The organism is Streptomyces luteolus (genome assembly GCF_029968015.1).
Taxonomy (GTDB): domain Bacteria; phylum Actinomycetota; class Actinomycetes; order Streptomycetales; family Streptomycetaceae; genus Streptomyces; species Streptomyces luteolus.
Genome location: NZ_JASCIS010000033.1, coordinates 61,413 through 87,344, shown reverse-complemented (window position 1 = coordinate 87,344; position 25,932 = coordinate 61,413). Strand labels below are relative to the sequence as shown.

The 25,932-nt window shown below is 69.9% G+C and carries 21 protein-coding genes and 1 pseudogene; 8 read left to right on the top strand and 14 right to left on the bottom strand.

Translation table 11 applies throughout. The features are described from left to right. Positions 1 to 125 precede the first annotated feature (125 nt). The 4 genes from QIT00_RS27355 to QIT00_RS27340 all read right to left on the bottom strand — a co-directional run bounded on the left by QIT00_RS27355 (position 126) and on the right by QIT00_RS27340 (position 4,647). Positions 126 to 1,085 (bottom strand): dihydrodipicolinate synthase family protein, encoded by a 960-nt coding sequence (locus QIT00_RS27355; RefSeq protein WP_282538086.1) that lies wholly within the window; start codon positions 1,083 to 1,085, stop codon positions 126 to 128. Between the two features lie 71 nt (positions 1,086 to 1,156). After that, the gene (locus QIT00_RS27350) at positions 1,157 to 2,617 is read right to left on the bottom strand and encodes an exo-alpha-sialidase (RefSeq protein ID WP_282538085.1); all 1,461 of its coding nucleotides are present in this window, start codon (positions 2,615 to 2,617) and stop codon (positions 1,157 to 1,159) included. A gap of 25 nt (positions 2,618 to 2,642) precedes the next feature. Beyond that, positions 2,643 to 3,656, bottom strand: coding sequence for an acetylxylan esterase (locus QIT00_RS27345; RefSeq protein WP_282538084.1), 1,014 nt, complete (start codon positions 3,654 to 3,656; stop codon positions 2,643 to 2,645). Between the two features lie 244 nt (positions 3,657 to 3,900). Further along, positions 3,901 to 4,647 (bottom strand): FadR/GntR family transcriptional regulator, encoded by a 747-nt coding sequence (locus QIT00_RS27340; protein WP_408909860.1) that lies wholly within the window; start codon positions 4,645 to 4,647, stop codon positions 3,901 to 3,903. A 207-nt stretch (positions 4,648 to 4,854) separates the two neighbouring features. Here QIT00_RS27340 and QIT00_RS27335 point away from each other — a divergent pair, with 207 nt between their 5' ends. The 4 genes from QIT00_RS27335 (at position 4,855) to QIT00_RS27320 (ending at position 10,441) form a co-directional block, all read left to right on the top strand. After that, positions 4,855 to 6,411, top strand: coding sequence for an ABC transporter substrate-binding protein (locus tag QIT00_RS27335; protein ID WP_282538082.1), 1,557 nt, complete (start codon positions 4,855 to 4,857; stop codon positions 6,409 to 6,411). A gap of 78 nt (positions 6,412 to 6,489) precedes the next feature. Further along, positions 6,490 to 7,440 (top strand): ABC transporter permease, encoded by a 951-nt coding sequence (locus tag QIT00_RS27330; RefSeq protein ID WP_282538081.1) that lies wholly within the window; start codon positions 6,490 to 6,492, stop codon positions 7,438 to 7,440. Further along, the gene (locus QIT00_RS27325; protein WP_282538080.1) at positions 7,440 to 9,413 is read left to right on the top strand and encodes a dipeptide/oligopeptide/nickel ABC transporter permease/ATP-binding protein; all 1,974 of its coding nucleotides are present in this window, start codon (positions 7,440 to 7,442) and stop codon (positions 9,411 to 9,413) included. The genes QIT00_RS27330 and QIT00_RS27325 overlap by 1 nt, the downstream gene beginning before the upstream one ends. Before the next feature lie 47 nt (positions 9,414 to 9,460). Then, on the top strand, positions 9,461 to 10,441 hold the full coding sequence (locus tag QIT00_RS27320) for an oligopeptide/dipeptide ABC transporter ATP-binding protein (protein WP_282538090.1): 981 nt from the start codon (positions 9,461 to 9,463) through the stop codon (positions 10,439 to 10,441). A gap of 542 nt (positions 10,442 to 10,983) precedes the next feature. Here the strand turns inward: QIT00_RS27320 and QIT00_RS27315 are convergent. From QIT00_RS27315 to QIT00_RS27280, 8 genes and pseudogenes are all read right to left on the bottom strand, one after another. Beyond that, positions 10,984 to 11,367: pseudogene (locus tag QIT00_RS27315) on the bottom strand (IS982 family transposase); the annotation flags it as partial. 121 nt (positions 11,368 to 11,488) lie between these two features. Next, positions 11,489 to 12,889 (bottom strand): amidase, encoded by a 1,401-nt coding sequence (locus QIT00_RS27310; protein WP_282538079.1) that lies wholly within the window; start codon positions 12,887 to 12,889, stop codon positions 11,489 to 11,491. Next, complete coding sequence (locus QIT00_RS27305) at positions 12,886 to 14,121, bottom strand: NADH:flavin oxidoreductase (protein ID WP_282538078.1); 1,236 nt, start codon at positions 14,119 to 14,121, stop codon at positions 12,886 to 12,888. The genes QIT00_RS27310 and QIT00_RS27305 overlap by 4 nt, the downstream gene beginning before the upstream one ends. Beyond that, on the bottom strand, positions 14,118 to 15,149 hold the full coding sequence (locus QIT00_RS27300; RefSeq protein WP_282538077.1) for an oligopeptide/dipeptide ABC transporter ATP-binding protein: 1,032 nt from the start codon (positions 15,147 to 15,149) through the stop codon (positions 14,118 to 14,120). Before QIT00_RS27300 ends, QIT00_RS27305 begins: the two co-directional genes overlap by 4 nt. Beyond that, the gene (locus QIT00_RS27295) at positions 15,146 to 16,159 is read right to left on the bottom strand and encodes an ABC transporter ATP-binding protein (protein ID WP_282538076.1); all 1,014 of its coding nucleotides are present in this window, start codon (positions 16,157 to 16,159) and stop codon (positions 15,146 to 15,148) included. Before QIT00_RS27295 ends, QIT00_RS27300 begins: the two co-directional genes overlap by 4 nt. Further along, positions 16,156 to 17,190, bottom strand: coding sequence for an ABC transporter permease (locus QIT00_RS27290; protein WP_282538075.1), 1,035 nt, complete (start codon positions 17,188 to 17,190; stop codon positions 16,156 to 16,158). Before QIT00_RS27290 ends, QIT00_RS27295 begins: the two co-directional genes overlap by 4 nt. Further along, positions 17,183 to 18,151, bottom strand: coding sequence for an ABC transporter permease (locus QIT00_RS27285; protein WP_282538074.1), 969 nt, complete (start codon positions 18,149 to 18,151; stop codon positions 17,183 to 17,185). Before QIT00_RS27285 ends, QIT00_RS27290 begins: the two co-directional genes overlap by 8 nt. A gap of 33 nt (positions 18,152 to 18,184) precedes the next feature. After that, positions 18,185 to 19,798, bottom strand: coding sequence for an ABC transporter substrate-binding protein (locus QIT00_RS27280; protein WP_282538073.1), 1,614 nt, complete (start codon positions 19,796 to 19,798; stop codon positions 18,185 to 18,187). 308 nt (positions 19,799 to 20,106) lie between these two features. On the opposite strand from QIT00_RS27280, the gene QIT00_RS27275 reads away from it, so the two are divergent. Continuing rightward, a complete protein-coding gene (locus tag QIT00_RS27275; RefSeq protein WP_282538072.1) occupies positions 20,107 to 21,750 on the top strand; it encodes a class I adenylate-forming enzyme family protein in 1,644 nt (547 codons plus the stop codon). Positions 21,751 to 21,794: 44 nt separating this feature from the next. Here the strand turns inward: QIT00_RS27275 and QIT00_RS27270 are convergent, their stop codons facing one another. After that, positions 21,795 to 22,571: an SDR family oxidoreductase gene (locus tag QIT00_RS27270; protein ID WP_349017205.1), complete on the bottom strand. Its 777-nt coding sequence runs from the start codon at positions 22,569 to 22,571 to the stop codon at positions 21,795 to 21,797. Positions 22,572 to 22,671: 100 nt separating this feature from the next. After that, the gene (locus QIT00_RS27265) at positions 22,672 to 23,289 is read right to left on the bottom strand and encodes a TetR family transcriptional regulator (protein ID WP_282538070.1); all 618 of its coding nucleotides are present in this window, start codon (positions 23,287 to 23,289) and stop codon (positions 22,672 to 22,674) included. Between the two features lie 244 nt (positions 23,290 to 23,533). On the opposite strand from QIT00_RS27265, the gene QIT00_RS27260 reads away from it, so the two are divergent. From QIT00_RS27260 to QIT00_RS27250, 3 genes are all read left to right on the top strand, one after another. Beyond that, positions 23,534 to 24,391: an LLM class F420-dependent oxidoreductase gene (locus tag QIT00_RS27260; RefSeq protein ID WP_282538069.1), complete on the top strand. Its 858-nt coding sequence runs from the start codon at positions 23,534 to 23,536 to the stop codon at positions 24,389 to 24,391. Positions 24,392 to 24,431: 40 nt separating this feature from the next. Next, positions 24,432 to 24,968, top strand: coding sequence for a nuclear transport factor 2 family protein (locus QIT00_RS27255; RefSeq protein ID WP_282538068.1), 537 nt, complete (start codon positions 24,432 to 24,434; stop codon positions 24,966 to 24,968). A 166-nt stretch (positions 24,969 to 25,134) separates the two neighbouring features. After that, positions 25,135 to 25,920 (top strand): SDR family oxidoreductase, encoded by a 786-nt coding sequence (locus tag QIT00_RS27250; RefSeq protein ID WP_282538067.1) that lies wholly within the window; start codon positions 25,135 to 25,137, stop codon positions 25,918 to 25,920. The last annotated feature ends 12 nt before the right edge of the window (positions 25,921 to 25,932 follow it).

The following is a 25,932-nucleotide window of genomic DNA, read 5'->3' as shown; positions in this document are numbered from 1 at the left end:
ACCCCGCCCCATGCCCAGAACAACGACCTGGGCCCGAAACAGTCACATAATCGTCCGGACAAGTCCTAGGGCGGCGTCGATCTTCGTGCCGCCCAGGTCGAGGCCGATGACCGGCTGAGGGTTCCTCATCGGACAGGGAGCAGGCCGGCGGCCCGCAGGTGCTGCTCGACGAACGCGACGGAGTCCGCGCCCAGCTGGATCTGCGGGTCGGCGGTGACTCCATGGCTGAACACGCCAAGCAGGCGAAGGGCGTGCTTGAACGCGCCGATGGCCGAGGAGTTCCGCCCCATCTCGCTCTCCGGGCCGGCGTCGACGAGACCGAACAGCTCGACGAGGCGCTCCTGTTCCTTCACGGCGATATCCAGGTCGCCGCCGCGCACGGCGTCGTAGAGGCGGACGTATCCGGCGGGGTCCACGTTACCAAGGCCCGGCACGACTCCGTCGACGCCCGCCAACAAGACGGCGTCCACGGTCAGTTCGGATCCGGTGAGGATGCTGAAGTTGGGAGCCGGGCCGTCGGCTCGGCCGTGCCGTCCGCCGAGTTCGACCACCAGGCGGCGCAGCGATCCCTCGTCGCCGCTGCTGTCCTTGAGGCCGATGATCGTGCCGTCCTCGGCCAGCTCCCGGACCAGTGAGGCCGAGAGCTTGCTGTGCACGGAGACCGGCACATCGTAGGCGAACAGCGGCAGGTCGACCCGCTCACGCAGGATGCGGAAGTGGCGGGCTATCTCGACGGGGTGTGTGCGGGCGTAGAACGGAGCGGTGGCGACCAAGGCGTCGGCACCGACCGCCAGCGCGTCCCGGGCGTGTTCTTCGACACGGGGGGTGGTCATGTCGATGGCACCGGCGAGGACCGGGACGCGTCCGTTCACCGCGTCGACGACCGTCTCCAGAGCCACGGTCCGCTGGTGGTCGGTGAGGAAGGCGACTTCGCTGCTGGAGCCCAGCGCGAACAGGCCGTGTACGCCGCCGTCCACGAGATGTTCGACGAGCCGGGTGAGCGAGGCCGTGTCGACCTCACCTGCGGCGTCCAGGGGTGTGCAGACGGGCGGTACGACGCCGCGGAGGGGCTGGGACCAGGACATGGGAACTCCAGTTGTGCGTGGCTGGTACGGGCGAGGCGGGGCCGCACGACGAGCGGGCGGCCCCGCCGGCGTCACGGGGTGGTGATGGTCAATGAGGCGTCGCCGTAGGCGTGTTGCGAGCCACGTGTCTGATAGTCCGCTGTGGCCTTGACGGTGCCGGCGGTCGCGGACGCGGGCACCGTGACGGGTACCTTCACGGTCGCTCCCTGGCCGGGCTTGAGTGCGGGAACGGGCACGTCCGGGGCGCTGTAGCCCTGCGGCAGCTTCAGTTTCACCGACCCGGCGGGCAGGGCCACGTCGTTCTGGCTGACGACGCGGACGTCGATGTCGGTAGTTGCGCCGGCCTTCAGGGTCTCGGGCGGAGTGATGGTGACGGGTGCGCAGACGCCGCCGAGCCACCGCAGGTCGAAGGAGGAGTACGTGATGTGCTTGTAGTTGTCGCGCTCCCACAGCAGCCCCATCCGCGGGTTTGCCGAAGTGCCGTCGCTCAGGGGCGTGAGGGTCGAGTACGCGGCCGATCCGGCCTCGACGGTCTTGCGCACGGGCCAGTTCTTGCCGTTGTCGCAGGACAGGCGGACGGTGAGGTTGCTCCGGCTGCTGGTGGTCGCGGTGTTGCTGAACATCAGCCACTGCGCGCGCGGGTGGGAGGCGTTCACGCCCGGGGCGAAGCGGGTGATGGAGCCGTTGTTGGCGGGGTCGGGCAGCTCGGTGTCCTGCTGGAACGGGGTGTAGGTGACGCCGCCGTCGGTGGAGTACGCCACTGTCCGGTAGGGGGCCGAGCGGTTGTTGAGCATGACCCGTCCGTCGGAGAGTTCGACGGTCTTGTTCTCGTCGCCTCCGGGGCCGACCGGCTTGCCCATCTTCCAGCTCTTGCCGTGGTCGTCGCTGTAGGCGCTGACCGCGTAGTTGGCGCCGTTGTTGCGGATCGCGTACTGCTGGATCAGGCGTCCCTTGTAGGTGCCGTGCCGCAGTTGGATGCCCTCGCCGGAGGCCGCGAACATGCCGGCCCAGGCGGGGTTCTTGATGTCGGCGGTGATCCGCTCGTGCTTCCAGGTGAGGCCGTCGTCGTCGGAGTAGCTGTAGTCGGCCTGCAGGATGTCCGGGTCGGACTCGTCGTTGCCGGTGGCCGAGCCGAAGAAGCCCTGGTTCACGGAGGCGGCGTAGAAGACGAAGATGCGTCCGGTCTCGCGGTCTACGAGCAGGCTCGGATCGCCGTAGCCCTTGGGGGCCGCGTCCTTGCGGATGGTCTGCTGTGCCTGCCAGGTCGCGCCGCCGTCAGTGCTGCGGCGCAGCACTATGCTCAGGTTGCCGGGCAGATCGCTGAGCGTGGGGCGGGCGTCGTAGGCGGCGAGCAGGGTGCCCTTGGTGGTCTTGGTCAGCGCGGGGATGCGGTAGTACGGCGAACCGGTGCCGGCGGTCGCCAGGTCCTGCGAGGTGAGCGTTCCGGTCGTGGCGCCGTTGGCGCTGGTCGTCGTGGCGGCCACGACGGCGAGCGCCGCGGCGAGGGTGGCCAGGGTGACTCTTCGCTGCATGGACGGAGACCTCTTCTCGATTGGGTCAGGCGAGTTGAGGGTCGTGCAGGGGTGGAGCGCCGGTGGGGTGTGGGGGCGCGAGCAACTCCCGTATCCACCTGAGCTGTTCGCGCCGGTGATGGCCGCCGCCGCCTTCGTGACCGTTGAACTCGTAGACGCGGATGTCCTTGGCGCCGGCGTAGCGGTGATAGGCGGCGAAGCAGGTGGAGGGAGGGCAGATGTCGTCCATCATCGCGATGGAGAACAGAGCCGGCGCCGTGGCCCTGGAGGCCAGCAGCGCGGCGTCGACGTAGGACAGCGTGCTGAACACGGTGTCGGTGCGGTCGCGGTGCAGGCGCAGGTACTCGGCGATCTCGGTGTACGGGCTCGTGGCTGAGATCCGTGCGGCGCGCCGGAAGTCGCACAGGAACGGCACATCGGGCATCACCCCGGCCAGGCCCGGAACGAGTCCGGCTACCGCGAGGGCAATGCCGCCGCCCTGACTGATTCCGGTCACGACGATCCGGTCCAGGTCGACGGCCGGGTGTTCACGCACGGCATCGACACAGCGCACCGCGTCCGTGAACACCCGCCGGTAGTAGTGGCTTTGCGGACTGTCGACGCCCCGGGTCAGGAACCCGGGAACAGCCCCGCCGAGACTCGCCGTGTCAGCGGTGTCGCCGCCCGCGGTCGACCAGCCCTGGCCTCGCGTATCCATGATGAAGTGCGCGTATCCGGCGCTCGCCCACAGGAGTTGCTCGTGCGCGAGGCCCCGACCGCGGCCGTATCCGAGGAACTCGACGATGCAGCCCAGCGGTTCACGCACGCCGGTCGGCAGGTGGAGCCAGCCTCGCACGGGTTCGCCGTCGAAGCCGGGCACCGTCACGTCGTAGGTCGTCACCTGGGTCAGCCCGGTGTCGACCGGGGTGAAGGAAGGGCGGGCGACGGTGGCGCGCGCCTGGTCGAGGGTCCGGCTCCAGAACCGGTCCAGGTCGGCGGGCTCGTCGAGGTCGGGCCGCAGTGCCAGGCACTGGGCGAGAGAGAGGTCCGTCAGTGGCATGAAGAGGGCCCCGCTGGGTGAGGAGTGCGTCGCGCGGCGCAGGCGCGGAGACATGGAGTGCGGCAGTGATCAACGCAATGACAGACGTCTGATGTCTGCTGTTTCGGGGACCTTACGGTCCTCCGCAGGACTCGTCAAGTGCCTCGCAGCATGGAGCAGTTCGGGGCGGCGCTGACCGTGGACAGATACGACGAAGCGGCGCACACCCCCATCGGGGTGTGCGCCGCCAGGCCGAAGCGCAGGATCAGCGCCGGGCTCGAGCCTCCGCGATCCGCCGACGCACCGGTTCGTAGTGCTCGCTCAGAGCCTCGGCGAACTCGACGGCATCGCGGGCGCGTGCGGCGTCCACGATGCGCTGGTGTTGAGCGATGGTCGCCGCCTCGTGCTCGTGCGTGAACACGTCGAGGTGTGGGGCGACGATGACGTACACGTCCCAGAACGCCGCGGACAGCTGTCCGATGAGGTCGTTGCCGAGCGGGGCCACGAGCAGCGCGTGAAAGGACCGGTCGGCGTCGACGAAACCGTGCCCCTTGCCCGCGCCCGCCTCGCGCATCACGTCGACGTGGCCCTGGAGCCGGTCGATCTGCTCCGTGTCGAGCGCTTCGACGAGCCGCTCGGCCATGCCCCGCTCGAAGAGCTCACGCACCTCGATGAGATCGGCCATGACCTGGAAGTCGTCGTCGGGACTGAGCAGCCCGCGGAAGGTGAGGCTCTCGACCAGGGCGGACATGCTCAGACGGCCCACATAGGTCCCGTGCCCGTGGCGCACCTCGACGATATCGAGCGCGGTGAGGATCCTGATGGCCTCGCGCACACTGGAGCGGCTCGCGCCGAGCGCCTCGCACAAGGCGGACTCGGTGGGCAGCGGATCGCCGGGGCGGAGCTTGTTCCGGAGGATGTATGACTTGATGCCGTCGACGACCTCCTGCCTCAGCGGCTGCCGTGCCGACTTGGCTTCCGGCGCTACCGGACTCACCGCCTTCTGGTCCACCGCCACCTCTTGACCCCTCCCTTTGGTCGGACTACCTTCCCACACTATCAAGGCATCGGACATCAGACATCTGATGCCCAAGCGGTGGGACGTCAACCGCACTTGCCGCCAGAACGGCCGCTTCTCCGGCCATTCTCAGTCTCCCTTCTTCCGCTTGGAGGACCCTTGCCCTCGCGCAGCACTGCCGGCGTGGATCGCCGCACCTTTATGAGATACACGAGCGCCATCGGTGTGACGACCGCGATCACCGCCGGCCTGACTGCCTGCGGCGGCCCGGCCTCCAGCGGCGACGGGGCGAAGCAGTCCGGGGGCAGCGGCTCCGGCACGATCGAGGCCGGTCTCTCGTACCCGCTGTCCACGGGTTTCGACCCGATGATCACCTCTGGCGCCACCCCGTACGCCGCGAACATGCACATCTTCGAGGGGCTGGTCGACCTCGACCCGGCCACCCTTGTCGCCCGGCCCGCGCTGGCCACCGACATGCCGAAGAAAATCAACGCGACGACGTACCGCGCCGTGTTGCGCAAGGGCGCCACGTTCCACGACGGCTCCCCCGTCACCGCCGACGACGTGGTCTTCAGCTTCGAGCGCGTCCTGGATCCGAAGAACGCCTCGCTGATGGCGCAGTTCGTGCCGTTCATCGACAAGGTGAGCGCGGTCGACAAGAGCACGGTCGAGTTCAAACTGAAGCACCCCTTCGCGCTGTTCCCCTCCCGCATATCCGTGGTGCGGATCGTGCCGAAGAAGATCGCGGGTGCGGACGCCAAGGCGTTCGACGCCAAGCCCGTCGGCTCGGGCCCCTACCGCTTCGTGTCCGCGGTGCGCCAGGACAAGATCGTGATGGAGGCGTACGACAAGTACAACGGCCCGCACCCGGCCAAGGCCAAGAAGATGGTCTGGCGCCTCATGGCCGACCCCTCCGCCCGGGTGAGCGCCCTGCAGTCCGGACGTGTGCAGGCCATCGAGGACGTGCCGTACATCGACATGAAGGGCTTCACCGGCAAGAACAAGGTCGAGTCGGTGCAGTCGTTCGGTCTGCTGTTCCTGATGTTCAACTGCAAGGACAAGCGGTTCGAGGACAAGCGGGTGCGTCAGGCGCTGCACTACGCCCTGGACACCGAGAAGATCATCAAAACCGCGCTGCTCGGCAACGCCGAACCGGCCAGCGGCTATGTGCCGCAGACCCACCCGGACTACCACAAGGCCTCGACCGTCTACAGCCACGACGTCGCCAAGGCGAAGAAGCTGCTCGCCGACGCCGGGGCGAAGGGACTGTCGTTCACGCTGCTGCTCACCGACACCGGCTGGGTCAAGGACATCGCGCCGCTCATCAAGGAGAGTTGGGCCGCCGTCGGCGTCGACGTCAAGCTCGACATCGCGCAGTCCCCCGCCCAGTACGCGAAGGTCGACAAGGGCTCCTTCGACGCTCTGGTCGCACCGGGCGACCCGTCCGTCTTCGGCAACGACGCCGACCTGCTGCTGCGCTGGTTCTACTACGGGTTCTGGCCCGAAAAGCGCTACGGGTGGGCCGGTTCCGACGCGTACAAGAAGACCAAGTCGCTGCTCAACAAGGCCGCGAGCGCAGTCGACGAGGGCAAGCGCAAGGAGCTGTGGGGCCAGGTCATGGATCTGGTCGCCGAGGAGGCCGCGCTCTATCCGGTGCTGCACCGCAAGCTGCCGACCGCCTGGGCCGGCGACGCGCTGACCGGCTTCAAGCCGCTGCCCACGACCGGTCTGTCCTTCGTCGACGTCGGCCGCGCCTGAGCGTCGCACAGCAAGGCCGCCGGGCCCGCTCGCTCCCTGACGCGGGCGGGCCCGGCCCCAATCTCTAGGAACCTCACGATGGTTGCATTTCTCCGGCTCGCGCTCCGCCGCGTCGCGATGATGCCGGTGCTGATCCTCGGCATTGCGCTGCTGGTCTTCGTGGTCCTGCAGTTCTCGCCGGCCGATCCCGCGTACAACGCGCTCGGCGACAGCGCGAGCCCCGAAGCGCGAGCCGCGTTCGCCGAGGCCCAGGGCCTCAACGACCCCTTGCCGGTGCGGTACTTCAACTTCCTGGGCCAGCTCGTCCAGGGTGACCTCGGCGTCACCGTGCCACCGAGTCAGCCCGTCATCGACCGCATCACCACCGCGTTCCCGCTCACGCTCCAGCTCACGCTGCTGGGACTCGCGCTGGCCGTCGTGCTCGCGCTGGTCCTGGGAGTCACCAGCGCGATGTACCGCGACCGCTGGCCGGACCAGGTGTTCCGCGTCGTGTCGATGGCCGGCATCGCCCTGCCCTCGTTCTGGCTCGGAGTGCTGCTCATCCAGCAGTTCGCCCTGAACACACCGCTCTTCCCTACCGGCGGATACGTCAATCCGGCGGAGTCCTTCAGCGGCTGGCTGCACTCCATGGCACTCCCCGCGATCTCGCTCGCACTGCCGGTGGCGGCGTCCCTCGCCCGACTCATCCGTACCTCGATGGTGGCCGAGCTGGCCCGCGACTATGTGCGCACCGCGCGCGGCAGCGGTCTGCCGCCGTCCCTGATCATCCGGTCAGTGCTGCGGAACGCCCTCGTCACCCCACTCACCGTGCTCGGCGTCAAGGTCGGCTATCTGCTCAGCGGTGCCGTCGTCATCGAGGCCATCTTCGACCTGCCCGGCATGGGCAAGCTGATCCTCGAAGGCGTCACGGGGGGTGACGTCGGGCTCGTGCAGGGCACCGTGATCACCATCGCCATCGCGTTCCTCGTGGTCAACGTCGTCGTCGACCTGCTCTACCTGCTCGTCAACCCGCGTATCAGGACGGTGTGATGCTCGCCCCACGCTCCCTCTCCGGGCGCCTCGCCCGGCCCGGCGTCCGGCTGCGACGCCTACCGCTGACCTCGCGGATCGCGCTCGGCGTGCTCCTGGTCGTCGTCCTCGGCGCCGTCTTCGCGCCCCTGCTCACTCAGGACCCGCTCGCCACCGGCACCCCGGCCCAAGCGCCCAGCGGCGAGCACTGGTTCGGCACCGACCGGGCCGGCCGCGATGTCTTCGCCCGCGTCGTGCACGGCGCCCGCTACTCACTCACCATCGGCTTCGGCGCGACGCTGCTGTCCCTCGCCCTCGGCTCGCTGCTCGGGGCGCTCGCCGCCACCTCGCGCAAACTCGCCGACGAGTCGGTGATGCGCACGCTCGACGTCATCATGTCGTTCCCGCCGATCGCCTTGGCGGCCGTTCTGGTCGCGGTCTTCGGCCCCAGCCTCCCGGTGATCATCTTCACCATCGCGTTCGTGTACGCGCCGTCGCTGGCCCGCGTGGTCCGCGCGAACGTACTGGAGCAGTACGGCGAGGACTACGTTGCCGCCGAACACGTCATCGGCGCCCGCCGCGGCTACATCGTGTCCCGCCATGTCGCGATCAACTGCGCAGCCCCGGTGCTGGTGTTCGCCACCGTCATGGTCGCCGACTCGATCATCTTCGAGGCGAGCCTGTCCTTCATCGGCGCCGGAGTGCAGGACCCCGACCCGAGCTGGGGAAGCGTCCTTGCCTACGGCCGGCAGATTCTGCTGTCCGGCGGCTGGTGGGCCACTTTCTTCCCCGGCCTGTGCCTGCTGATCACCGTGCTCGCCCTGAACATCCTTTCCGAGGGCATGACGGACGCGGCGGCCTCGCCGGACAAGTCCCGCACCGGCGGCGAGGAGACCCCGGGCGCCGCCGCCTCCAGTGCGATCGTGCAGCAGAGTGATGTGGATGCCGCGCTCGCCGAACTCGCGGAGCGCCTGTTGCAGTCCGAGCCCGCCGTCCGGCCGGTGGCCGCCGACGCCGCCGAGCTGCTCACCGTCCGCGACCTGACCATCCGCTTCCCCGACCGGTACGGCGACACCCGTGTGGTCGACGGCATCTCCTTCGTCGTCCGTGAGGGCGAGACGCTCGGCCTGGTCGGCGAGTCGGGATGCGGCAAGTCCATCACCAGCCTCGCGATCATGGGCCTGCTCGCCCGCAACGCCGAGGTCGAGGGCGAGATCCGCTACCGCGGCCGCGACCTGCTCGCGCTCTCGCCCAAGGAACGCCGCGCCCTGATGGGCCCGGAGATCGCGATGGTCTACCAGGACGCCATGTCGTCCCTGAACCCGTCGGTCCTCATCGGCACCCAGCTCAAGCGGCTCACCTCGCGCGGCGGCACCCGTACACCCGCCGAACTCCTCGAACTGGTCGGCCTCTCCCCCGAGCGCACCCTGCGCAGCTACCCCCATGAGCTGTCAGGCGGCCAGCGCCAGCGCGTCCTCATCGCGATGGCCCTCTCCCGCAGCCCGCGCCTGCTCATCGCGGACGAGCCGACGACCGCTCTGGACGTCACCGTCCAGGCCCAGGTCGTCGAGCTCTTGGTGAAGCTGCGTGACGAACTCGGCTTCGCCATGGTCCTCGTCTCGCACGACCTCGCCCTCGTCGGCGACCTCGCCCACCGGGTGGCCGTGATGTACGCGGGCCAGATCGCCGAGGCCGGCGCCACTCGCTCGCTGCTGACCGACCCGGCGCACCACTACAGCCGGGGCCTGCTCGGCTCCGTCGTGTCCCTGGAGGCTGGCGCGGAGCGGCTGCACCAGATCCGCGGCGTGGTCCCCGCACCCCGATCGTTCGGAGCAGGCTGCCGTTTCGCCTCGCGCTGCGCGACGGCCACCGAGGTGTGCACCACCACGCCACCACCCGCCGACGACCGGGGCGGCTCGGACGATCACCGGTTCGCCTGCCACCACCCCGCAACCGCCTCTCACTCGGCGCAGCCCTTGGGGAGCCACCGATGACCGCGACGCAACACACTCCGGACACCCAGGTCACCACCTCGGACCCGCTGATCCGACTCGACCACGTCCACGTACGGCACAAGGCCCGCAGCGGCGGCGTCTTCCGCCGGGACTCCGTCTACGCCCTCACCGACGCCTCCCTGGAGGTGCGCCGCGGCGAGATCCTCGGCCTCGTCGGCGAATCGGGCTGCGGCAAGTCGACACTGGCCCGAGTGGTCACCGGGCTGCAGCGGCCCACGGAGGGGCAAGTCCTCTTCCGCGGAAGGAACTTGTGGGAGATGTCGGCGTCCGAACGCCGCTCCGGCTTCGGGCCGTCCGTGGGCGTGGTCTTCCAGGATCCGTCCACCGCGCTGAACCCGCGCTTGCCCGTCCGCAGGATTCTGCGCGATCCCCTGGACGTGCACCGGCGCGGCACGAAAGAGGCGCGCGAGGCGCGCGTCGCGGAACTCCTCGACCTGGTGGGCCTGCCCGGTCACACCTTGGAAGCGCTCCCCGGCCAGTTGTCCGGCGGCCAGCGCCAACGCGTGGCCATCGCCCGTGCCCTGGCACTCGAACCGGAACTGATCGTCGCCGACGAACCCACCAGCGCCCTGGACGTGTCGGTGCGCGCCCAGATCCTCAACCTCCTCACCGATCTGCGCGAACGCCTCGGCCTCGGCATGGTGTTCATCTCCCACGACGTCCAGACCGTGCGCTACCTCGCGGACCGCATCGCCGTGCTCTACCTGGGCCGTGTCGTCGAGGAGGGGCCGTCCGACCAGGTCACAGGCGGCTCCAGGCACCCGTACACAGAAGCCCTGCTGTCCGCGACACCGAGTCTCCTCGAGCGCCCGGAACGGATCGTGCTGCACGGCCCCGTGCCCTCCGCCACGAACCCACCCACCGGCTGCCCGTTCCGCACCCGCTGCTGGAAGGCGGACGACGCGTGCACGAGCTCGTTCCCCGACGAAGGCGGGGACACCGACGGACACCGCTGGCATTGCGTGCATCCCCAAACGGTTCCGCTCCAGGTCGTCCGAGCGGGGTGACGCGTCGGGGTGGTGGCACGGCTCGCCGGCGGACGGACGCGTCGTGCCCCTGCCCCGTGGCCTCGGGAGCCCGGCTCACCCCAGCCTGTCGTATCCGAGTACGGCAAGCAACAGGGGTTCCGGAGCCGTGGATGGCTTCGTCGGCAGCCGCCCGGCGTACTCCGCGTCGCCGAGTACCTCTCTGGTTCGGTTCCGGTCTGCTCGCACAGCGGGAGCACTTCGGGGAGTCCGCACCGCAGCAGGCCGACAGCGCGCCCGTACTGGTTGCTCGCCCCGATCACGGTGACCGCACGGTCCGGGTCTCCCTGTGCGGACCAACTGGCGCACCAGATCCAGGTCCCGGGCGGTGCGGAACCGGTCGCCGATGCGCCGCTTCGCGTCCTGCATGTCGCGGGCACGGTCCGACGCCTCACGATTTTGGTCCTTGAACAGAGCAATCAGGGCGAGTTGGTAGACCACGTAGAACCGGGTCCAGTAGTTGCCCAGGCTGACGGAGGCATCACACAGTGTCTCCGCCTCCTAGATGAATGAGTCCAATGTCTTCAGTGGGCGCAGGTGATCAGGGATCGTTTGATCTCGGTGCCGGTGGTCCAGTTGGGCCAGATGCCGGCCGCGAGGGCGAAGAGTCGTTGGCGGGTGCGGGCGACTCCAGCCGGTGTTCTGCCTCCGTGTTCTTCGAGGATGAGTTGGCCTTCGAGGGTGTCGAACACCGCCTCGATCCACTGGCGGACACGGGCCAGCTGGCCGTGCCGGGCCGACTCGTCCTGCCTGTCCGGCCGCACGAGAGGCACACACAGGCGCGCGGTGAGGCTTGCCTCGAACTCCCGCCCGGCGAAACCCTTGTCCGCCAGGATCACCTGCCCGACAGGGACGAGGTGATGGTCGCGTTCCAGCAACGCGACCATCACCTCCCGCTTGCCGAGTTGCCTTAGCCCGATCGTCGAGGCCGCACCCGAAACGGCGCCCCAGACCTCGCGGCTCGGTCCCTAGAAGCCAAGGAACCGGCTCAGCTCCAACGAGCCTCCTCGCCTACGGCATGAGCCGGGGTCACGGGGCAGGCGGGCATCCCCACGGCGCCGACCTTTCCAGCTGCCCGGCGAGGGCCAGGAGCACGCCCTCGCCGCCGAGGGGCGCGGCGAACTGGACGCCCAGCGGCAGGCCTTCGCCGTCGTGGCCGAAGGGGACCGACATCGCGGGCATACCGGTGACGTTGTGGATGCTGGTGAGGGCGGCGTAGACGGAGGCGTGCTCGTAGATGGACTCGGGCCGGGTCGTGTTGAGCGTGCCGAGGCGCGGTGTCGGACGCGCGAGGGTCGGGCTGAGCAGCACGTCGCACTCGCGGAACGCGGCGCCGACCTCCCAGCCGATCTCCTGGACGCGGCGCAGCGCGCGGCTCACATCGGCCGCGGGCAGGGCCCGGTAGTGCTCGTACAGGACGCGAGTGAAGGGTTCGATGTCGTCGTCTGCCAGGGGCCTGCCGAGGTCCGCGAGGCGAGCGTCGATCTGCGCCACGAGGTCTGCGCCCATCAGGACCCCGGATGTCCGGCCTACGTCCTCTGGTTTGTAGCGGGCGGTGGCCTGCACGACGTGGTGACCGAGGCGTTCGCACAGCAGGCCCGCGCCGCGTGCGGCGGCCGCGCACTCCGGGTGCACGTCCGGGCCGTCGGGCAGCTCGGTGAGCAGGCCGATCCGCAGTCTTCCCGGGTCATGGCGGGCGAGTGTCGCGAACGGGGCGGACGGTTCGGGGGCCGCGTACGCGTCACCGGGGAGCGGGCCTGCCGCGATGTCGAGCAGCAGCGCGCTGTCCCGCACAGTCATGGTGATGGCGTGGTGCCCGGAGACGAGGCCCGACAGGGTGGTGGGCCGCGGGGCGGGCGAGACCCTGCCGCGGCTCGGTTTCAGGCCGAAGAGGCCGCAGGCCGCGGCCGGGATGCGGATCGATCCCCCGCCGTCGCTGGCGTGCGCGACGGGGACCAGGCCGGCGGCCACCGCCGCCGCCGAGCCGCCGCTTGAGCCGCCCGGCGAGTGCGCGGGGCTCCACGGGTTGCGGGTGGGCCCGTACAGTACCGGTTCGGTGGAGGCGTTGAGACCCAGCTCGGGGGTGTTGGTGGTGCCGAGCACGACCGCTCCCGCCCGCCGGTAGCGGGCCACCAGCTCGCTGTCGCGCCGGGCGGTCACGGCTGCGAACAGCCTGCTGCCGCCGGTCGCGGGCAGGCCGTCGACCTCGGTGCCGAGGTCCTTGACGAGCATCGGTACGCCGTGCAGCGGGCCGTCCGGCAGCCCTGCCGCCACTTCGGCGCGGGCTGCTTCGAAGCGGGTGTGGATCACTGCGCCGAGGGCCGGGTCACGATCCTCTATGCGGGCGATCGCCTCCTCGGTGACCTTCCGGGCGTCCCACTCCCCGCTCCTGATGGCCGCGGCGGTGGCGACGGCGTCCGGGCCTCTCACGCCACGTACCCTTCGGGCTTGCCCCAGCTCGCGTGGCGGGTGGTGCCGCGGTCGGCGAGGACGCAGCGGGTTCCGGTGAAGTTGGTCGGCATGCACTTGTTGCAATGGATGCACAGGGACGGCGTATCGGCGTTCTTCTGCAAGCGGGTGATCAGGTCGGGCTCCCGCAGCAGGGCCCTGGCCATCGCCACGAACTCGAAGCCTTCCCGCATCGCCAGGTCCATGACCGGTTTGTCGGTGATACCGCCCAGCAGGATCATCGGCAGGTCCACAGCGGCCCGGATCTGGCGCGCGTCCTCAAGGAGATAGGCGTCCCGGTAGGGGTAGCTGTGCAGGAACCGCTTGCCGACCGCCTTCACCCCGAGCTTGATCGGCTGCGGCATGACATCGGCGAACTCCTTGAGCGGCGCGTCGCCCTTGAAGAGGTACATCGGGTTGAGCAGAGAACTGCCCGCCGTCATCTCCAACGCGTCGACGGTGCCGTCCTGTTCGAGCCACTGCGCGACCGGGATGGCCTCGTCCAGCCAGAATCCGCCCGGCACACCGTCGTCCATGTTCATCTTCGCAATGACCGCCATACGGCCGCCGACCGCGTCCCGTACGGCCTTCATGATCTCGCGGGCGAACCTGGCCCGGTTCTCCAGGCTTCCGCCGTAGGCGTCGATGCGGTGGTTGACCTTGGGGCTGAGGAACGAGCTGGCCAGGTAGTTGTGGCCCAAGTGCACCTCGACGGCGTCGAAGCCCGCCTCGACGGCACGGCGCGCCGCCTCTGCATGGGCCTCGGTGATACGCCGGATGTCCGTTACGGACGCCTCCTGCGCCCAGCTCAGCGAAGTGGGGTGAAAGTGCTTCGACGGGGAGAGTGCCGGGGCGCCGTTGGCCTTGGGGCTGGCGACGGGGCCGCCGTGACCGATCTGAGCGGAGACCGCGGCGCCCTCGGCGTGCACGGCATCGGTGAGCCGGCGCAGCCCGGGCATAGCCTCGTCGGTCCAGTAGATCTGATGCCGGTCGGTTCGCCCCTCCCTGGCGACGGCGCAGTACGCGACGGTCGTCATGCCGACGCCGCCCCTTGCGTAGGCCACATGGAAGTCCAGCAGGTCCCGGGTGACCAGCGATTTGTGGCTGAGTCCCTCGTATGTCGCGGCCTTGATGACGCGATTGCGGAGCTGGAGGGGACCGAGCTTGGCGGGGGCGAACACGTCGGGGGCGGGCGGCTGGGGACTGGTCGTCACGGAAGGCTCCTGGTGGACTCGATGTGGTGGCACGCGATCCGGTGCCCCGGGGCGATCTCCAAGAGGCCTGGTGCCTCCTCGGCGCACCGGTCGGTGGCCAGCGGACACCGGGTGCGGAACCGGCAGCCCGACGGCGGATCGAGTGGTGAAGGCAACTCGGCTGCCACGGCCGCCGGTTCAGCGGAGGCACTGGCGTGCGCGAGGGCGTCACTTCGGCCGCGCTGAGCCTCGGGCAGCGAGGCCAGGAGCAGGCGGGTGTACGGGTGGACCGCTGCCAGGTGCATGCCGTCGGACGGCAGCACCTCGCAGACCTTGCCCAGGTACATGACCATGACCTGGTCGCTGACATTCTTGACGACGGAGACGTCGTGGGCGATGAACACCATGCTCAGGCCGCGTTCCCTGGTCGTGGTCTCCAGCAGGTTCAGGATCTGGGCCTGCACGGACACGTCGAGGCTGGAGACGGGCTCGTCGCAGATCAGCACCTCCGGGTCGAGCATCAACGCCCGTGCGATGCACACCCGTTGACACTGGCCTCCGGACAGCTCGTGCGGTCTGCGGTCCCGTACGGTCGCCGGGTCGAGGCCGACCGAGCGCAGGATCGCGTCGACCTCGGCGTCCTTGTCCGCCGCTGCGCGACCCCAGATCGACGGGCCCTCCCACACCAGGTCCTTGACCTTGCGGCGCGGATTCAGGGCGGACACCGGGTCCTGCATGATGATCTGGATCCGGGCCCGCGCCCGGCGCAGCTCCTCGGGGCCGAGCGCGGTGAGTTCCTCGGCACCGAGCCGGACGGTGCCGGCGTCGGGGGGTGGCAGCTGGATGAGGGCTCGGCCGACGGTCGACTTCCCGCAGCCGGACTCGCCGAGGATGCCGAGGGTCCGGCCCGCCGGCAGGTCGAGGTCCACGCCGGAGACTGCGTGCACCTTCTGGCCGCGGCCCACCGGAAATTCCACGACCAGGTCGCGGACGGTGAGTGCGGGGCGGGCGGGCTCTGGGGTGGCGGGAGCATGAGGGGCGAGGGTCATACCGTGGCCTCCTTGGCTGCTCCCAGCGGGTGGTGACAGGCGACCGCGCCGCCGGTGTCGTCACCCGCGCGGCCGGTGAGGGCGGGCGACTGAGTCGTACAGAGGTCCGTGGCCACCACGCACCGCGGCGCGAACCGGCAGCCGGCCGGCGGGTTCAGCAGATTGGGTGGGCGTCCTTCGATGGCGGGGAGCAGCGTGTGCGGGGACAGGTCCAGGTGCGGAATCGAGGCGATCAGGGCCCGGCTGTACGGGTGCCTGGGGTTGTCGAACACCTCGGCGGTACGGGCGTGTTCGACGAGGCGGCCCGCGTACATCACCGCGACGCGGTCGGTCCTCCCCGCGATGGTGCCCAGGTCGTGGCTGATCAGAATGGTCGCCATCCGCAGTTCCTCGCCGAGGGACTGCAGCAGGTCGAGGATCTGCTTCTGCACGGTGACGTCGAGTGCGGTGGTGGGTTCATCGGCGATCAGCAATCGAGGGCCGCAGGCCAGCGCCATGGCGATGACCACGCGCTGCCGCATGCCGCCGGAGAGTTCGTGCGGATACTGGCCCGCGCGCCGGGCCGGTTCGGGGATGCCGACCTGGCACAGCAGGTCCACGGCCCGGTCCCGGGATTCAGCGCGGCTGAGGCCGAGGTGGAGGCGGACGCTCTCCGACAGGTGCCGCCCGATCTTCTTCACCGGGTTCAGGGAGGTCATCGGATCCTGGAAGACCATGGCGACCTCGGTGCCCCACAGGGTCCGGCGCCCGGCCGGGGTGAGAGCGTGCACGTCATTGCCGCCGAGGAGCACGGAACCGGTGACGGAGGTTTCGGGGCCGTCGGTGATCAGGCCCATCAGGGTGCGGCCGAGGACGGACTTTCCGGAGCCGGACTCGCCGACGATGCCCAGGGTCTCCCCGCGGGCCAGTGACAGGGAGACTCCGTCGACGGCGCGCATGGCGCCGCGCGGGGTGCGGAACACGGTGGCCACGTCGGTGGCCTGGAGCAGGGGCACGGGTGCGGACGTCACAGTTTCACGCTCCGGGAGTCCCACCGCTGACGAGCCTTCTCGCCGACGATGTTGAAGGCGAACACGGTGAGGAAGAGAAACGCCCCCGGCACCAGGACGATGTGGGGATGCGCCTCGAAGACGTCGCCCTCCCCTTCGGCGATCATGTTTCCCCAGGTGGGCTCGGGCGGCTGGATGCCGAGCCCGAGGAAGCTCAGGGAGGCCTCGGCGACGATCAGGACCGAGATCATCACGACGGCGAGCGACATGATCGGCAGCAGTACGTTCGGCAGCAGCTCGCGCGCCATGATGCGCGAGCGCTTGGCGCCCATGGCCCGTGCGGCGGTGACGAATTCGCGGTTGGCGTACGCCACGGTGGTGGCCCGGCTCAGCCGCACCATGCCGGGGATCGTGAGCAGAGACAGGGACAGGGCGACGTTGCGCAGCCGCGGTTCGAGGACCGTCGCGAGGGCGATGAGCAGGATCAGCGGGGGCACGGCGAGCAGTGAGTTCGTGGCCATGCCCACCACCCGGTCCACCGCCTTCCGGAAGTAGCCGGCGACGATCCCGATGAGCCCACCGACGATCGTTCCCACGACGACGGCTGTCAGCGAGATCAGGAGCGAGGACCGCGCGCCGTACAGGGACCGGGCCAGCAGGTCGAGGCCGGAGCCGTTGGTACCGAGGGGATGTGTGCCGGTGAACGTCGGGATGCCGAAGACCGGTTCGGTGACGGTGGCCGCGACGTCCCGGTCCTCGCCGAGCGGCAGCCAATCCACGAAGACGATGGCCAGGGCGAGCAGCACCAGCCAGGCGGCGGAAGCCCAGAAGAGGACGTCGAAGCCCGGCCCGGCCAGCGCCTTGCCGACCCGCGAGGCGCCGTTGAGGAACAGGCCGATGCCGAGCAGCGCGATGGCGGCCTTGGCAGGTGCGATGAGTACGGGGGTGGTGGCGCCGAACACCAGCAGGACGAGGCCGGCGACGGCGAGCGCCGTCGCCACCACGACGGGCGGTGCAAGCGCCGTCCGCGTACGCGGAGCGATCTCAGACATGAACACGTCGCGTCCTCGGGTCGAGGTAGCCGTACGAGAAGTCGATGCCGGCATTGATCACCACGTAGATGACCGCGATGGTCAGCACGGCGCCCTGCACCATCGGATAGTCGCCCTGGTTCGCGGCGTTGACGACGAGCGATCCCATGCCGGGCAGCGAGAAGAGGTACTCCACGATCACGGTGCTGCCGATCAGCCGGCCCAGGCTCAGGCCGAGCAGCGTCACCAGGGAGAACGAGGAGGGGCGCAACGCGTCGGAGAACAGAATCCGCAGCGGACTCATGCCCTTGGCGCGCGCGGCGAGGATGAAGTCCTCGCGGAGCGTGACGATCAGGTCGCCGCGCAACACCCGGGCGAACATGGCGAGTTCGACCAAGGCCACGGTGAGCGCCGGCAGGAAGGCGTGGTGCAGATTGCCGAGGAGATCTCCGTCGCCGATCCGTACCCACTCGGACCGGGGGAACCAGCCGAGCGAGTTGACCATCACCATGACAAGGAGCAGTCCGGCCAGGAAGCTGGGCACCGACAGGACGGCGAAGGTGCCCGCCCCGATGATCCGGTCGGCGATCCCGCCCTCGCGGTACGCGGACCACATGGCCAGCGGCACGGCGATCAACAGGGCGATGAGCAGACCGAGTACGGCGATCTCGGCGCTCACCGGCAGCGCCGAGACCACCCGGTCACTCACCTCGCTCTGCGGTGGCACGACCGACCGGCCGAGATCGCCGGTCAGTACGCCGCCGAGCCAGTCGAAGTACCGGGTGTGCAGCGGCTGGTCGAGCCCCATGTCGTGGCGGAGTTCGGCGTACTCGGACGGCGGCCGTCCGGCGCCGAGGATGTCGACTGCGGGGTCGCCGGGCAGCAGGACCACCAGGGAGAAGACTCCGACGCTGACGATGAACAGCACTCCCGCCAGTTCCAGCACCCTCAGGGTGAGGCGGCGCAGTGCGGCGGCACTCATGGTTCCTCCAGGTCTGCCTTGGTGCGGAGGGCCTCACTTGCTGAGCCACGCCTCGCCGAACAGGGCCATGTACTCGTCGGTGGGCACGATGCCGTGCACGTCCTTGCCCCAGGCGGTGAAGGCCGCGCTGGCCCCCAGATTCGCCACCGGCACCGTCTCGTTGATCCGTCGCTGCACCGCGTCGAGGGCCTGCTGCTTCTCCTGATCGCTCGCCGCGCCCTGCAGCTGTACGAGCAGCTCGTCCATCTCGGCGTCGGCGTAGCCGCCGGGGTTTCCGTAGCTCTTGGAGTCCAGGACGCTCTGCAGCCGGTGGAAGGGGTCGCCCTCGGAGACGCTGGCCGCTCCGCGGCTGAGGTCGAAGTCGTGGTCGACGTAGGTCTTGGACACGCGGTCGGCCGTCGAGGAGACCAGGTCGAGCTTCACCTTGAAACCGACGCGTTCGAGCTGGGCTTTGGTGACGACGGCTTTGGCACGCGCGACCGGGTCGGTGCCGTCCATGTAGGTGATGGTGCCGTCGTAGCCGTCCTTCTTGGCCGCCGCCAGGAGCTTCTTCGCCGCTGCGAGGTCCACGCCGAGCGGCTCGACCTTCGAGTGCCACCGCGACTCGGGCGGGAACAGCTCCTGTCCGGGCAGCCCCTTGCCCTGATAGCTGCGCTTGGTGTCGAGCACCGGGTCGAGGGCGAAGGCGACTGCCTTGCGGACCCGGATGTCCTGACCGGGCCTGCCCTTACGGGTGTTGATGGTGACCATGTTGCCCAGACCGGTCAGGGTGAGCTCGCCCGGATGACCGGCCTTCACGGCCTCGTCGACCACCTCGGGGCTGCGCACGTACGTGACGTCGGCGCCGCCGTCCTCCAGCGCCTCCAGCTTGGCCCGGTCCGAGTTCGGCCACGTGAACCGCAGCGCGTCGAGGTAGGGCTCGCCCTTCCAGTAGTCCTTGTTGGCCTTGAGGACCATCTCTTCCTGCGGGGCGTGCTTCTGGAGGGTGAAGGGGCCCGCGCCGATCGGCTTGAACGTCTTGCCGGCCCGCGCGGCGGGCGCCACGATCATGCCGGGTGCCTGCGCGAGCCGGGCCGGGAATCCCGCCCAGGCTCTGCGCATCGTGAAGACCACGGTGTGGTCGTCGGGCGCGCTGGTCTCGGCGATGTTCGCGGCGAGCAACGTGGCATCGGCGCCCTTGCTCTCCTGGTACCACTCGATGCTGCCGACGACAGCCTTCGCGTTCAGCGGGGTGCCGTCGGAGAAGGTGACGTCCTCGCGCAGCCGGAGCGTCCAGGTCTTGGAGTCCTTGCTGCTCTTCAGGGATTTCGCCAGCCACGGCTCGTACTTCTCGGCCTTGGTGTCGTAACGCATCAGTACGTCGTAGACGGCGGCGAGAGCGGAGCCGCCGGACGCGCCCGTGGCGTAGGTGGCGGCCGGGCTGAGGCTGCGGGCCTCGGTGTAGTCGGCGAAGTGCAGGGTGCCGCCGCGTACCGGTTTTCCGGCCTTGCCCTGGTTGCCGATGATGCCGAACTCGTAGCGGCCGCGTTCGGCCTTCTGCTCGTTGCCGCCGTCGGCCTCGCCTGGCGAGACGCACGCGGAGGTGAGCAGGCCCATGGCCACGAGGGCTGCGGCGGTGCGGGCGTGCACCCGTGGTGCTCGCTTCATGTCTTCCTCCAGTAGTCCTGTGGCGCGCAGTGGGGAAGGGACCGGGCGGGGCGTCTCGACTGGGCCCCGGGCCGCATCAGGTGGGGGACGCTACGGCGGTCGAATCCGGCCGACGTGACGCATCCCACTGACCGGGAATCGATGCTGTCGGCACCGCGCGCGACTGTCCGCCGGAGAGTGGACCGGCCGCTGCGTCGGAGCGCCGTCCCAGTGACCGGAACCTGGTGGGGGCCGACGGCGCGGAATGGGCCGACACTGGCCGGACCGCGATCCCAGTGGAGTCCGCCGACGCCCCAGAGGAGTCCTCGATGCCCAGCGCCAAGGACCGACGCACCACCGCCCGCGCCGTTCTCGACGAACTCACCGCACCGGGCGGTCGGTTCGAACTCGCCGACACGGAAGTTCTGGGCACCCGCCTGCCGGTGTTCACGCACCGGCGGCGTGCGCTGCACGAGGTGCTGCACGAGTCCGTCGACCACGGCGACCGGGACTACATCGTCACGGCCGACCGTCGGATCACGTTCGCCGAGCACGCCGACCGGGTCGCCTCGCTGGCACGCGCCCTGCGCGAGGAGTACGGGATCGGCAAGGGCGACCGGGTCGCGATCGCCGCGGCCAATTCACCCGAGTGGATCTTGACGTTCTGGGCCACCGTGTCGATCGGCGCCGTGTCCGTCGGCTTCAACGCCTGGTGGTCACCCCGCGAACTCGCCTACGGGGTCGAGAACGCGGCACCGTCCCTGGTCGTCACGGACACCAGGCAGCGGCCGAAACTCAAGGACTGCGCGGTGCCGTTGCTCTCAATGGAGAACGACATCGCGCGCTTCTGCACCCAGTACGCGGACGAGCCGCTGCCCTCCGCCAATGTCGCCGAGGACGACCCGGCCGTCATCCTCTATACCTCCGGCACCTCCGGACGCCCCAAAGGCGCCGTCCACACCCACCGCAATCTGCTCTCGGTCGTGGAGTACCACCGGCTCAACGACGCGCTCCTTGAGGAATTCGGCGACCCGCCGGCCGCGAAGGACCGTGTCTACCTGCTCGTCCTGCCGCTGTTCCACATCGCGAGCCTGCACAACCTCGCGGTGCCCCGGCTCGCGACCGGCAGCCGGATCGCACTGCATCAGGGCGCCTTCGACGTGGACGCGGTCCTCGGCATGGTGGAGCGCGAACGCGTGACGAACTGGGGCGCGGTGCCCACGATGGCCCACCGGCTCCTTGAGCACGGTGGCACCGATGCCTACGACACGTCGTCGCTGACCGCGTTCTCGCTGGCCTCCGCGCCGTCTTCCACGGAGTTCAAGGAACGACTGCGCAAGCAGCTGCCGTTCGCCAAGGACTCCCTTGTCGACAGCTACGGCCTGACCGAGTCCTGCACCGCGATCGCCGCAGCGTCCCCGCAGGACCTGTTGGAGACCCCCGGCACGCTGGGCCGACCGGTCACCGGCGTCTGCCTGGAGATCCGCGACCCCGCCGGGCAGGTGCTGCCCGACGGCGAGGAGGGCGAGGTCTGCGTCCGCAGCGCCTTCAACATGCTGGGCTACTGGGGCGATCCCGAGGCCACCGAGGAGGCCCTCGACGCGGACCGCTGGCTGCGCACCGGCGATCTCGGCCGGCTTGAGGACGGCCGTCTGTACCTCGTCAGCCGCCGCTCCGACCTGATCATCCGGGGCGGTGAGAACGTCTACCCGGCCGAGATCGAGACCGTCATCGCCGACCATCCTGGCGTACGCGAGTGCCTGGTCATCGGCGTTCCGCATCCGGACCTGGGGCAGGAGGTCGCTGCCGTGGTGGTGACCGAGCCGGGCGCAGGCCTCTCCGAGGAGAGTCTGCGGGACCGCGTCGCGGAGGAGTTGGCCTACTTCAAGGTGCCGAAGCACTGGCGTCTGACGACCGAGAGCCTGCCCCGCAACGCTACGGGCAAAGTGCTGCGGCGGGCCGTGCAGCCCTGAGCCGCTGACAGGGCCCCTCCGTAGGGAGGGGCCCTGTCAGCGGCTCAGAACAGCGAGGGGGCGCGCAGGGTGGTCTCGGCGCCGCCATCGACGTAGAGCACCTGCCCGGTGATGTGGGTGTTCGACTCCGAGGCCAGGAACGCCACCGCACGGGCGACGTCCTCGGGCTTCAGGTAGCCGTTGAGCGGCATGGGCACCGCCGTGTCCATCACCCGCTTCATCTCGGGGTCGTCGAAGAGGCCCGCGCTCATGGGGGTCAGCACGATGCCGGGCGCGACGACGTTCACCGGGATGCCCGTGTCGGCCCATCCCACGGCGACCGCGGTACGCCGGGCCCACTGGGCCAGCGCCGACTTGGACGAGGGGTAGAGCTGCCGCTCGCGTCCTTCCGCGATCGCGGTTCGGGCGTACTGCAGTGCGGTCTCCTCTTCGGCGGCGAGCAGGGCGCCGACCACGGCCTCGTCCGCCGGCTGGGTGCCGGAGATGGAGCCGATCACGACCACCCGGGGTGCGGTCGACGCGGCGAGCGCCGGTTGGAGGGCGGTGACGAACTCGGTCGTACCGAAGTAGTTGACGGTCACCATGCCCTCGCCCGGCACCGACGTGCCGGCGCAGGTGATCACGGTGTCGATGACGCCCCCGCCGGCGTCGGAGACAGCCCGTGCCGCCCGTGCGCGTCCCTCCGGCGTGGCCAGGTCGGCCTCCATCTCGGCACCCCGCAGATCCACTCCGACGACCCGGTCCCCCTGTGACCTCAGCAGAGCGGTCACAGCGGCTCCGATCCCGGATCCTGCTCCGGTTACGACGGCACAGCGCGGCATGGGTTCTCCTCGACTCGGTTGATCCTTACGCTAGTTCGGACCGCAGGGCAGCGCCCTGCGCGCTCCCGCTCACCGGACGGGCCGGCGCCTGTCCAGCAGATCAAGTGCGGCGGTCACCGATGACCGGGCCGAGCAGCAGGCTGCAGGCCAGGCGCACGCCTTCCTGTGCGTCCGCGGCCGACGACCTCTCGTAAAGCACCGTCGTGAGAAGCCCGTACCAGGCCAGTTCCAGGATGCGCACCGCCCGCAGTTCCCGGTCGGTGGGGTCGGTGACGGAGGCGGTGCGCAGCACCAGATCACGGACGATCTCGTCCGTCTGCCGCACCCCGGGCGCATCGCCGACGCTCGCGGCGTTGTTGGACTGCATCATCGCGAGCGCAAGGCGTGGCTGCTCGAAGAGCTGGCCGCCGGCCTTCACCAGGAGCTGCACGACGGCTTCGACAGGGCTGAGGTCCGGTGGTGGCGACGGACTTTCGGCGTCGAGGCGGCGGACCCGGTCATGCATGAGCGCGGCGAACAGGTGGGTCTTGGAGGGGAAGTAGCGGTAGAGCGTGGCGATCGCGACGCCCGCGTCCCGTGCCACGTCGTGCATCTGCATCCGCTCCAAGCCGTGCTGTGCGCCGAGTCGACCGGCCGCACGCAGCATTCGGGCGTACCGCTCCTGCTGCTTGGCCGAGTTGGGCTCGGCGGGCTCTCGCACCCCCGACGGTCTGCGCACGGTGCTCCTTTCCGCAGCGACCGGTACACGATCGTCAACCGATCCCGCGCCGGGCGGGCGGGTTCCCAGTGAATGGGACGGTGACCGCCCCTGTATCCGTGCGCGGCAGGGGGACTTCGGCCGCCGTTCGACGCCCGCCCCATCGGGACGCGCTCGTCGGGTTCCCGCCCACCGGGACGCGCGCCGCGCCCGACCGGACACACCCGATGAGATGGGCCCAACCAGCCGCTTCAGAGAGGTGTCCATGCGACTCGGAATCACCAGCCCCGTCGTCACGGCCGTTCCTGGTGCGCACTCCCCGTGGGAGCGCACCGCCGGTATCGAGGAGCTCGCGGCGATCGCCGAGGCCGCCGACCGGCTCGGCTTCCACCATCTGACCTGTTCCGAACACGTCGCGGTCCCCGCGGATATCGCCGAACAGCGGGGAGGGACTTATTGGGATCCGCTCGCGACGTTCGGCCATCTCGCCGCCCGCACCCGTCGGATCCGCTTCGCGACCCAGGTCCTGGTCCTCGGCTACCACCACCCGCTCGCCCTCGCCAAGCGCTACGGCACCCTGGACCGGATCTCGGGCGGCCGCCTGGTCCTCGGCCTCGGGGTCGGCAGCCTGCAAGAGGAGTTCGAGCTGCTCGGCGCGGCCTTCGAGGGTCGTGGGGCGATCGCCGACGAGGCCATCGCGGCGCTGCGCGCGAGCCTGTCCCGGCGCGAGCCCGCCTACCACGGCGAGCACTTCGACTACGAGGGTTTCGTGGTGGAACCACATGCCGTCCAGGACCGCGTCCCGCTGTGGATCGGGGGACGCACCCCGCGCTCGCTGCGCCGGGCCGTGACCCACGGCGACGGCTGGGTGCCCTTCGGCCTGCCGCTCGACCGGCTCGGCGAGATGGTCGGCGCCGCGGACCTGCCCGAGGGGTTCGAGGTGGTGCTCAGCGCGGGCCGGCCGCTCGATCCCTCGGGGGACGCGAGTCGGACTTCGGCGGCACTTCAAAGGGCCGCCGAGGCAGGAGCGACGCTGGTGAGCGTGGCGCTGACCGCCGAATCGGCGGACCACTACATCGAGCAGGCCGAGGCGCTCGCCGCCCTGGCCGCTCCCCTGTCCTGATTCGTTGCCCCTCCCGCCCACGACCCGAGAGGGAGACACCGTGACCGATCGTTCAAATCCTGTGGCAGCGGACGGCCTTGCCGCACTTGAGGCGCGGCTGCGCCGGCTCGAGGACGAACGCGACATCGCCCGCCTCATGGCGTCGTACGGCCCGCTCGTCGACAGCGGGCGCGCGGCCGAGGTAGCAGGACTCTGGGAGCCGGACGGTGTTTACGACATCGACGAGCTCTACCTCAGCGGCCGTGACGAGATAGACGCCATGGTGCGTTCCGCCGCACACCAGGGCTGGATACGGGCCGGCTGCGCGCACGTCGTCGGCCCAGCGCACATCACGGTGGACGGGGACACCGCCATCGCCGTGTGCCACTCACTGATGGTGGTCCACGATGACGGCCGGTACGTGGTGCGGCGGGCGACCGCCAACCTCTGGCGGCTGCGGCGATCGGACACCGGCTGGCTGGTCACGACCCGCACGAACCGGATCCTCGACGGCCGCCCCGAGTCACCCGCTCTCCTGTACGGCGGGGTGCAGGGCGAATCGGCGGATGGCTGCGGCCGTCAAGCACCGGCTCGTTGATGCGTACGTCCTGGTGGAGTCGGCACGTTCGGCAGCGCTCGGCACGGCCTGCGCCGCCGATGAGGAGCCGGCCGCACTGCCGCGCCTTCCTCTTCGGCTCTGCACCCAGGCACCTGGCACCACCCGGCCGCACCCTCCGAACGATTTCAGAAAGGACCGAGGCGACATGAACATGGGCAGTCCGCCGGACTTCACGGATCGCGTGGTACTGGTCACGGGCGGCACCAAGGGGATCGGCGCGACGATCGCCGAGGCGTTTCTCCGCACCGGTGCAACGGTCGTCGTCTGCGGGCGTCGTTCTCCCACATCGCCGCCCCAGGGGGGTGGGCGCGAGGCGGTGTTCCTGCCGTGCGATGTCCGCGATCCCGCGGCGGCAGCCGGTCTGGTCGCCGGCACGGTGGACCGGTTCGGCCGGCTCGACGTGCTCATCAACAACGCGGGCGGCTCGCCCGACGCGGACTCGGCCACCGTCTCACCCCGCTTTGTCGAGAAGATCGTCGCGCTCAATCTGCTCGCCCCGTTCTACGTCGCGCAGGCCGCCAACAGGGTCATGCGGGACCAGGAGAGGGGCGGCACGGTGATCAACATCGGCAGCGTCTCGGCTCACGACCCGCAGCCGGGCACAGCCGCCTACACCGCTGCCAAAGCCGGACTCCTCGCACTGACCAGGGCGTTGGCCCTGGAGTGGGCACCACAGGTGCGGGTCAACCACATCACCACCGGCCTCATCCGCACCGAGAGCGCCGCCGAAGTCTACGGAGAGGACGGCGGGGCCGCCGTGGCCGGCGTCATCCCCATGGAGCGGATGGCCGTTCCCGAGGACGTGGCCCACGCCTGCTTGTTCCTCGCCGACGATCTGTCCGGGTACGTCAACGGGGCGGACCTCGCCGTGCACGGCGGCGGAGAGGTTCCCGCCCGCTACCTCGCGGCGCGGCGGAACACCACCGGCTGACGTGCCGGAAGG

Bases quoted from the DNA above. Each gene is read 5' to 3' on its own strand.
- QIT00_RS27355 (WP_282538086.1), bottom strand. From the start codon at position 1,085: ATGTCCTGGTCCCAGCCCCTCCGCGGCGTCGTACCGCCCGTCTGCACA.
- QIT00_RS27350 (WP_282538085.1), bottom strand. From the start codon at position 2,617: ATGCAGCGAAGAGTCACCCTGGCCACCCTCGCCGCGGCGCTCGCCGTC.
- QIT00_RS27345 (WP_282538084.1), bottom strand. From the start codon at position 3,656: ATGCCACTGACGGACCTCTCTCTCGCCCAGTGCCTGGCACTGCGGCCC.
- QIT00_RS27335 (WP_282538082.1), top strand. From the start codon at position 4,855: ATGAGATACACGAGCGCCATCGGTGTGACGACCGCGATCACCGCCGGC.
- QIT00_RS27330 (WP_282538081.1), top strand. From the start codon at position 6,490: ATGGTTGCATTTCTCCGGCTCGCGCTCCGCCGCGTCGCGATGATGCCG.
- QIT00_RS27325 (WP_282538080.1), top strand. From the start codon at position 7,440: ATGCTCGCCCCACGCTCCCTCTCCGGGCGCCTCGCCCGGCCCGGCGTC.
- QIT00_RS27300 (WP_282538077.1), bottom strand. From the start codon at position 15,149: ATGACCCTCGCCCCTCATGCTCCCGCCACCCCAGAGCCCGCCCGCCCC.
- QIT00_RS27290 (WP_282538075.1), bottom strand. From the start codon at position 17,190: ATGTCTGAGATCGCTCCGCGTACGCGGACGGCGCTTGCACCGCCCGTC.
- QIT00_RS27285 (WP_282538074.1), bottom strand. From the start codon at position 18,151: ATGAGTGCCGCCGCACTGCGCCGCCTCACCCTGAGGGTGCTGGAACTG.
- QIT00_RS27280 (WP_282538073.1), bottom strand. From the start codon at position 19,798: ATGAAGCGAGCACCACGGGTGCACGCCCGCACCGCCGCAGCCCTCGTG.
- QIT00_RS27275 (WP_282538072.1), top strand. From the start codon at position 20,107: ATGCCCAGCGCCAAGGACCGACGCACCACCGCCCGCGCCGTTCTCGAC.
- QIT00_RS27270 (WP_349017205.1), bottom strand. From the start codon at position 22,571: ATGCCGCGCTGTGCCGTCGTAACCGGAGCAGGATCCGGGATCGGAGCC.
- QIT00_RS27260 (WP_282538069.1), top strand. From the start codon at position 23,534: ATGCGACTCGGAATCACCAGCCCCGTCGTCACGGCCGTTCCTGGTGCG.
- QIT00_RS27250 (WP_282538067.1), top strand. From the start codon at position 25,135: ATGAACATGGGCAGTCCGCCGGACTTCACGGATCGCGTGGTACTGGTC.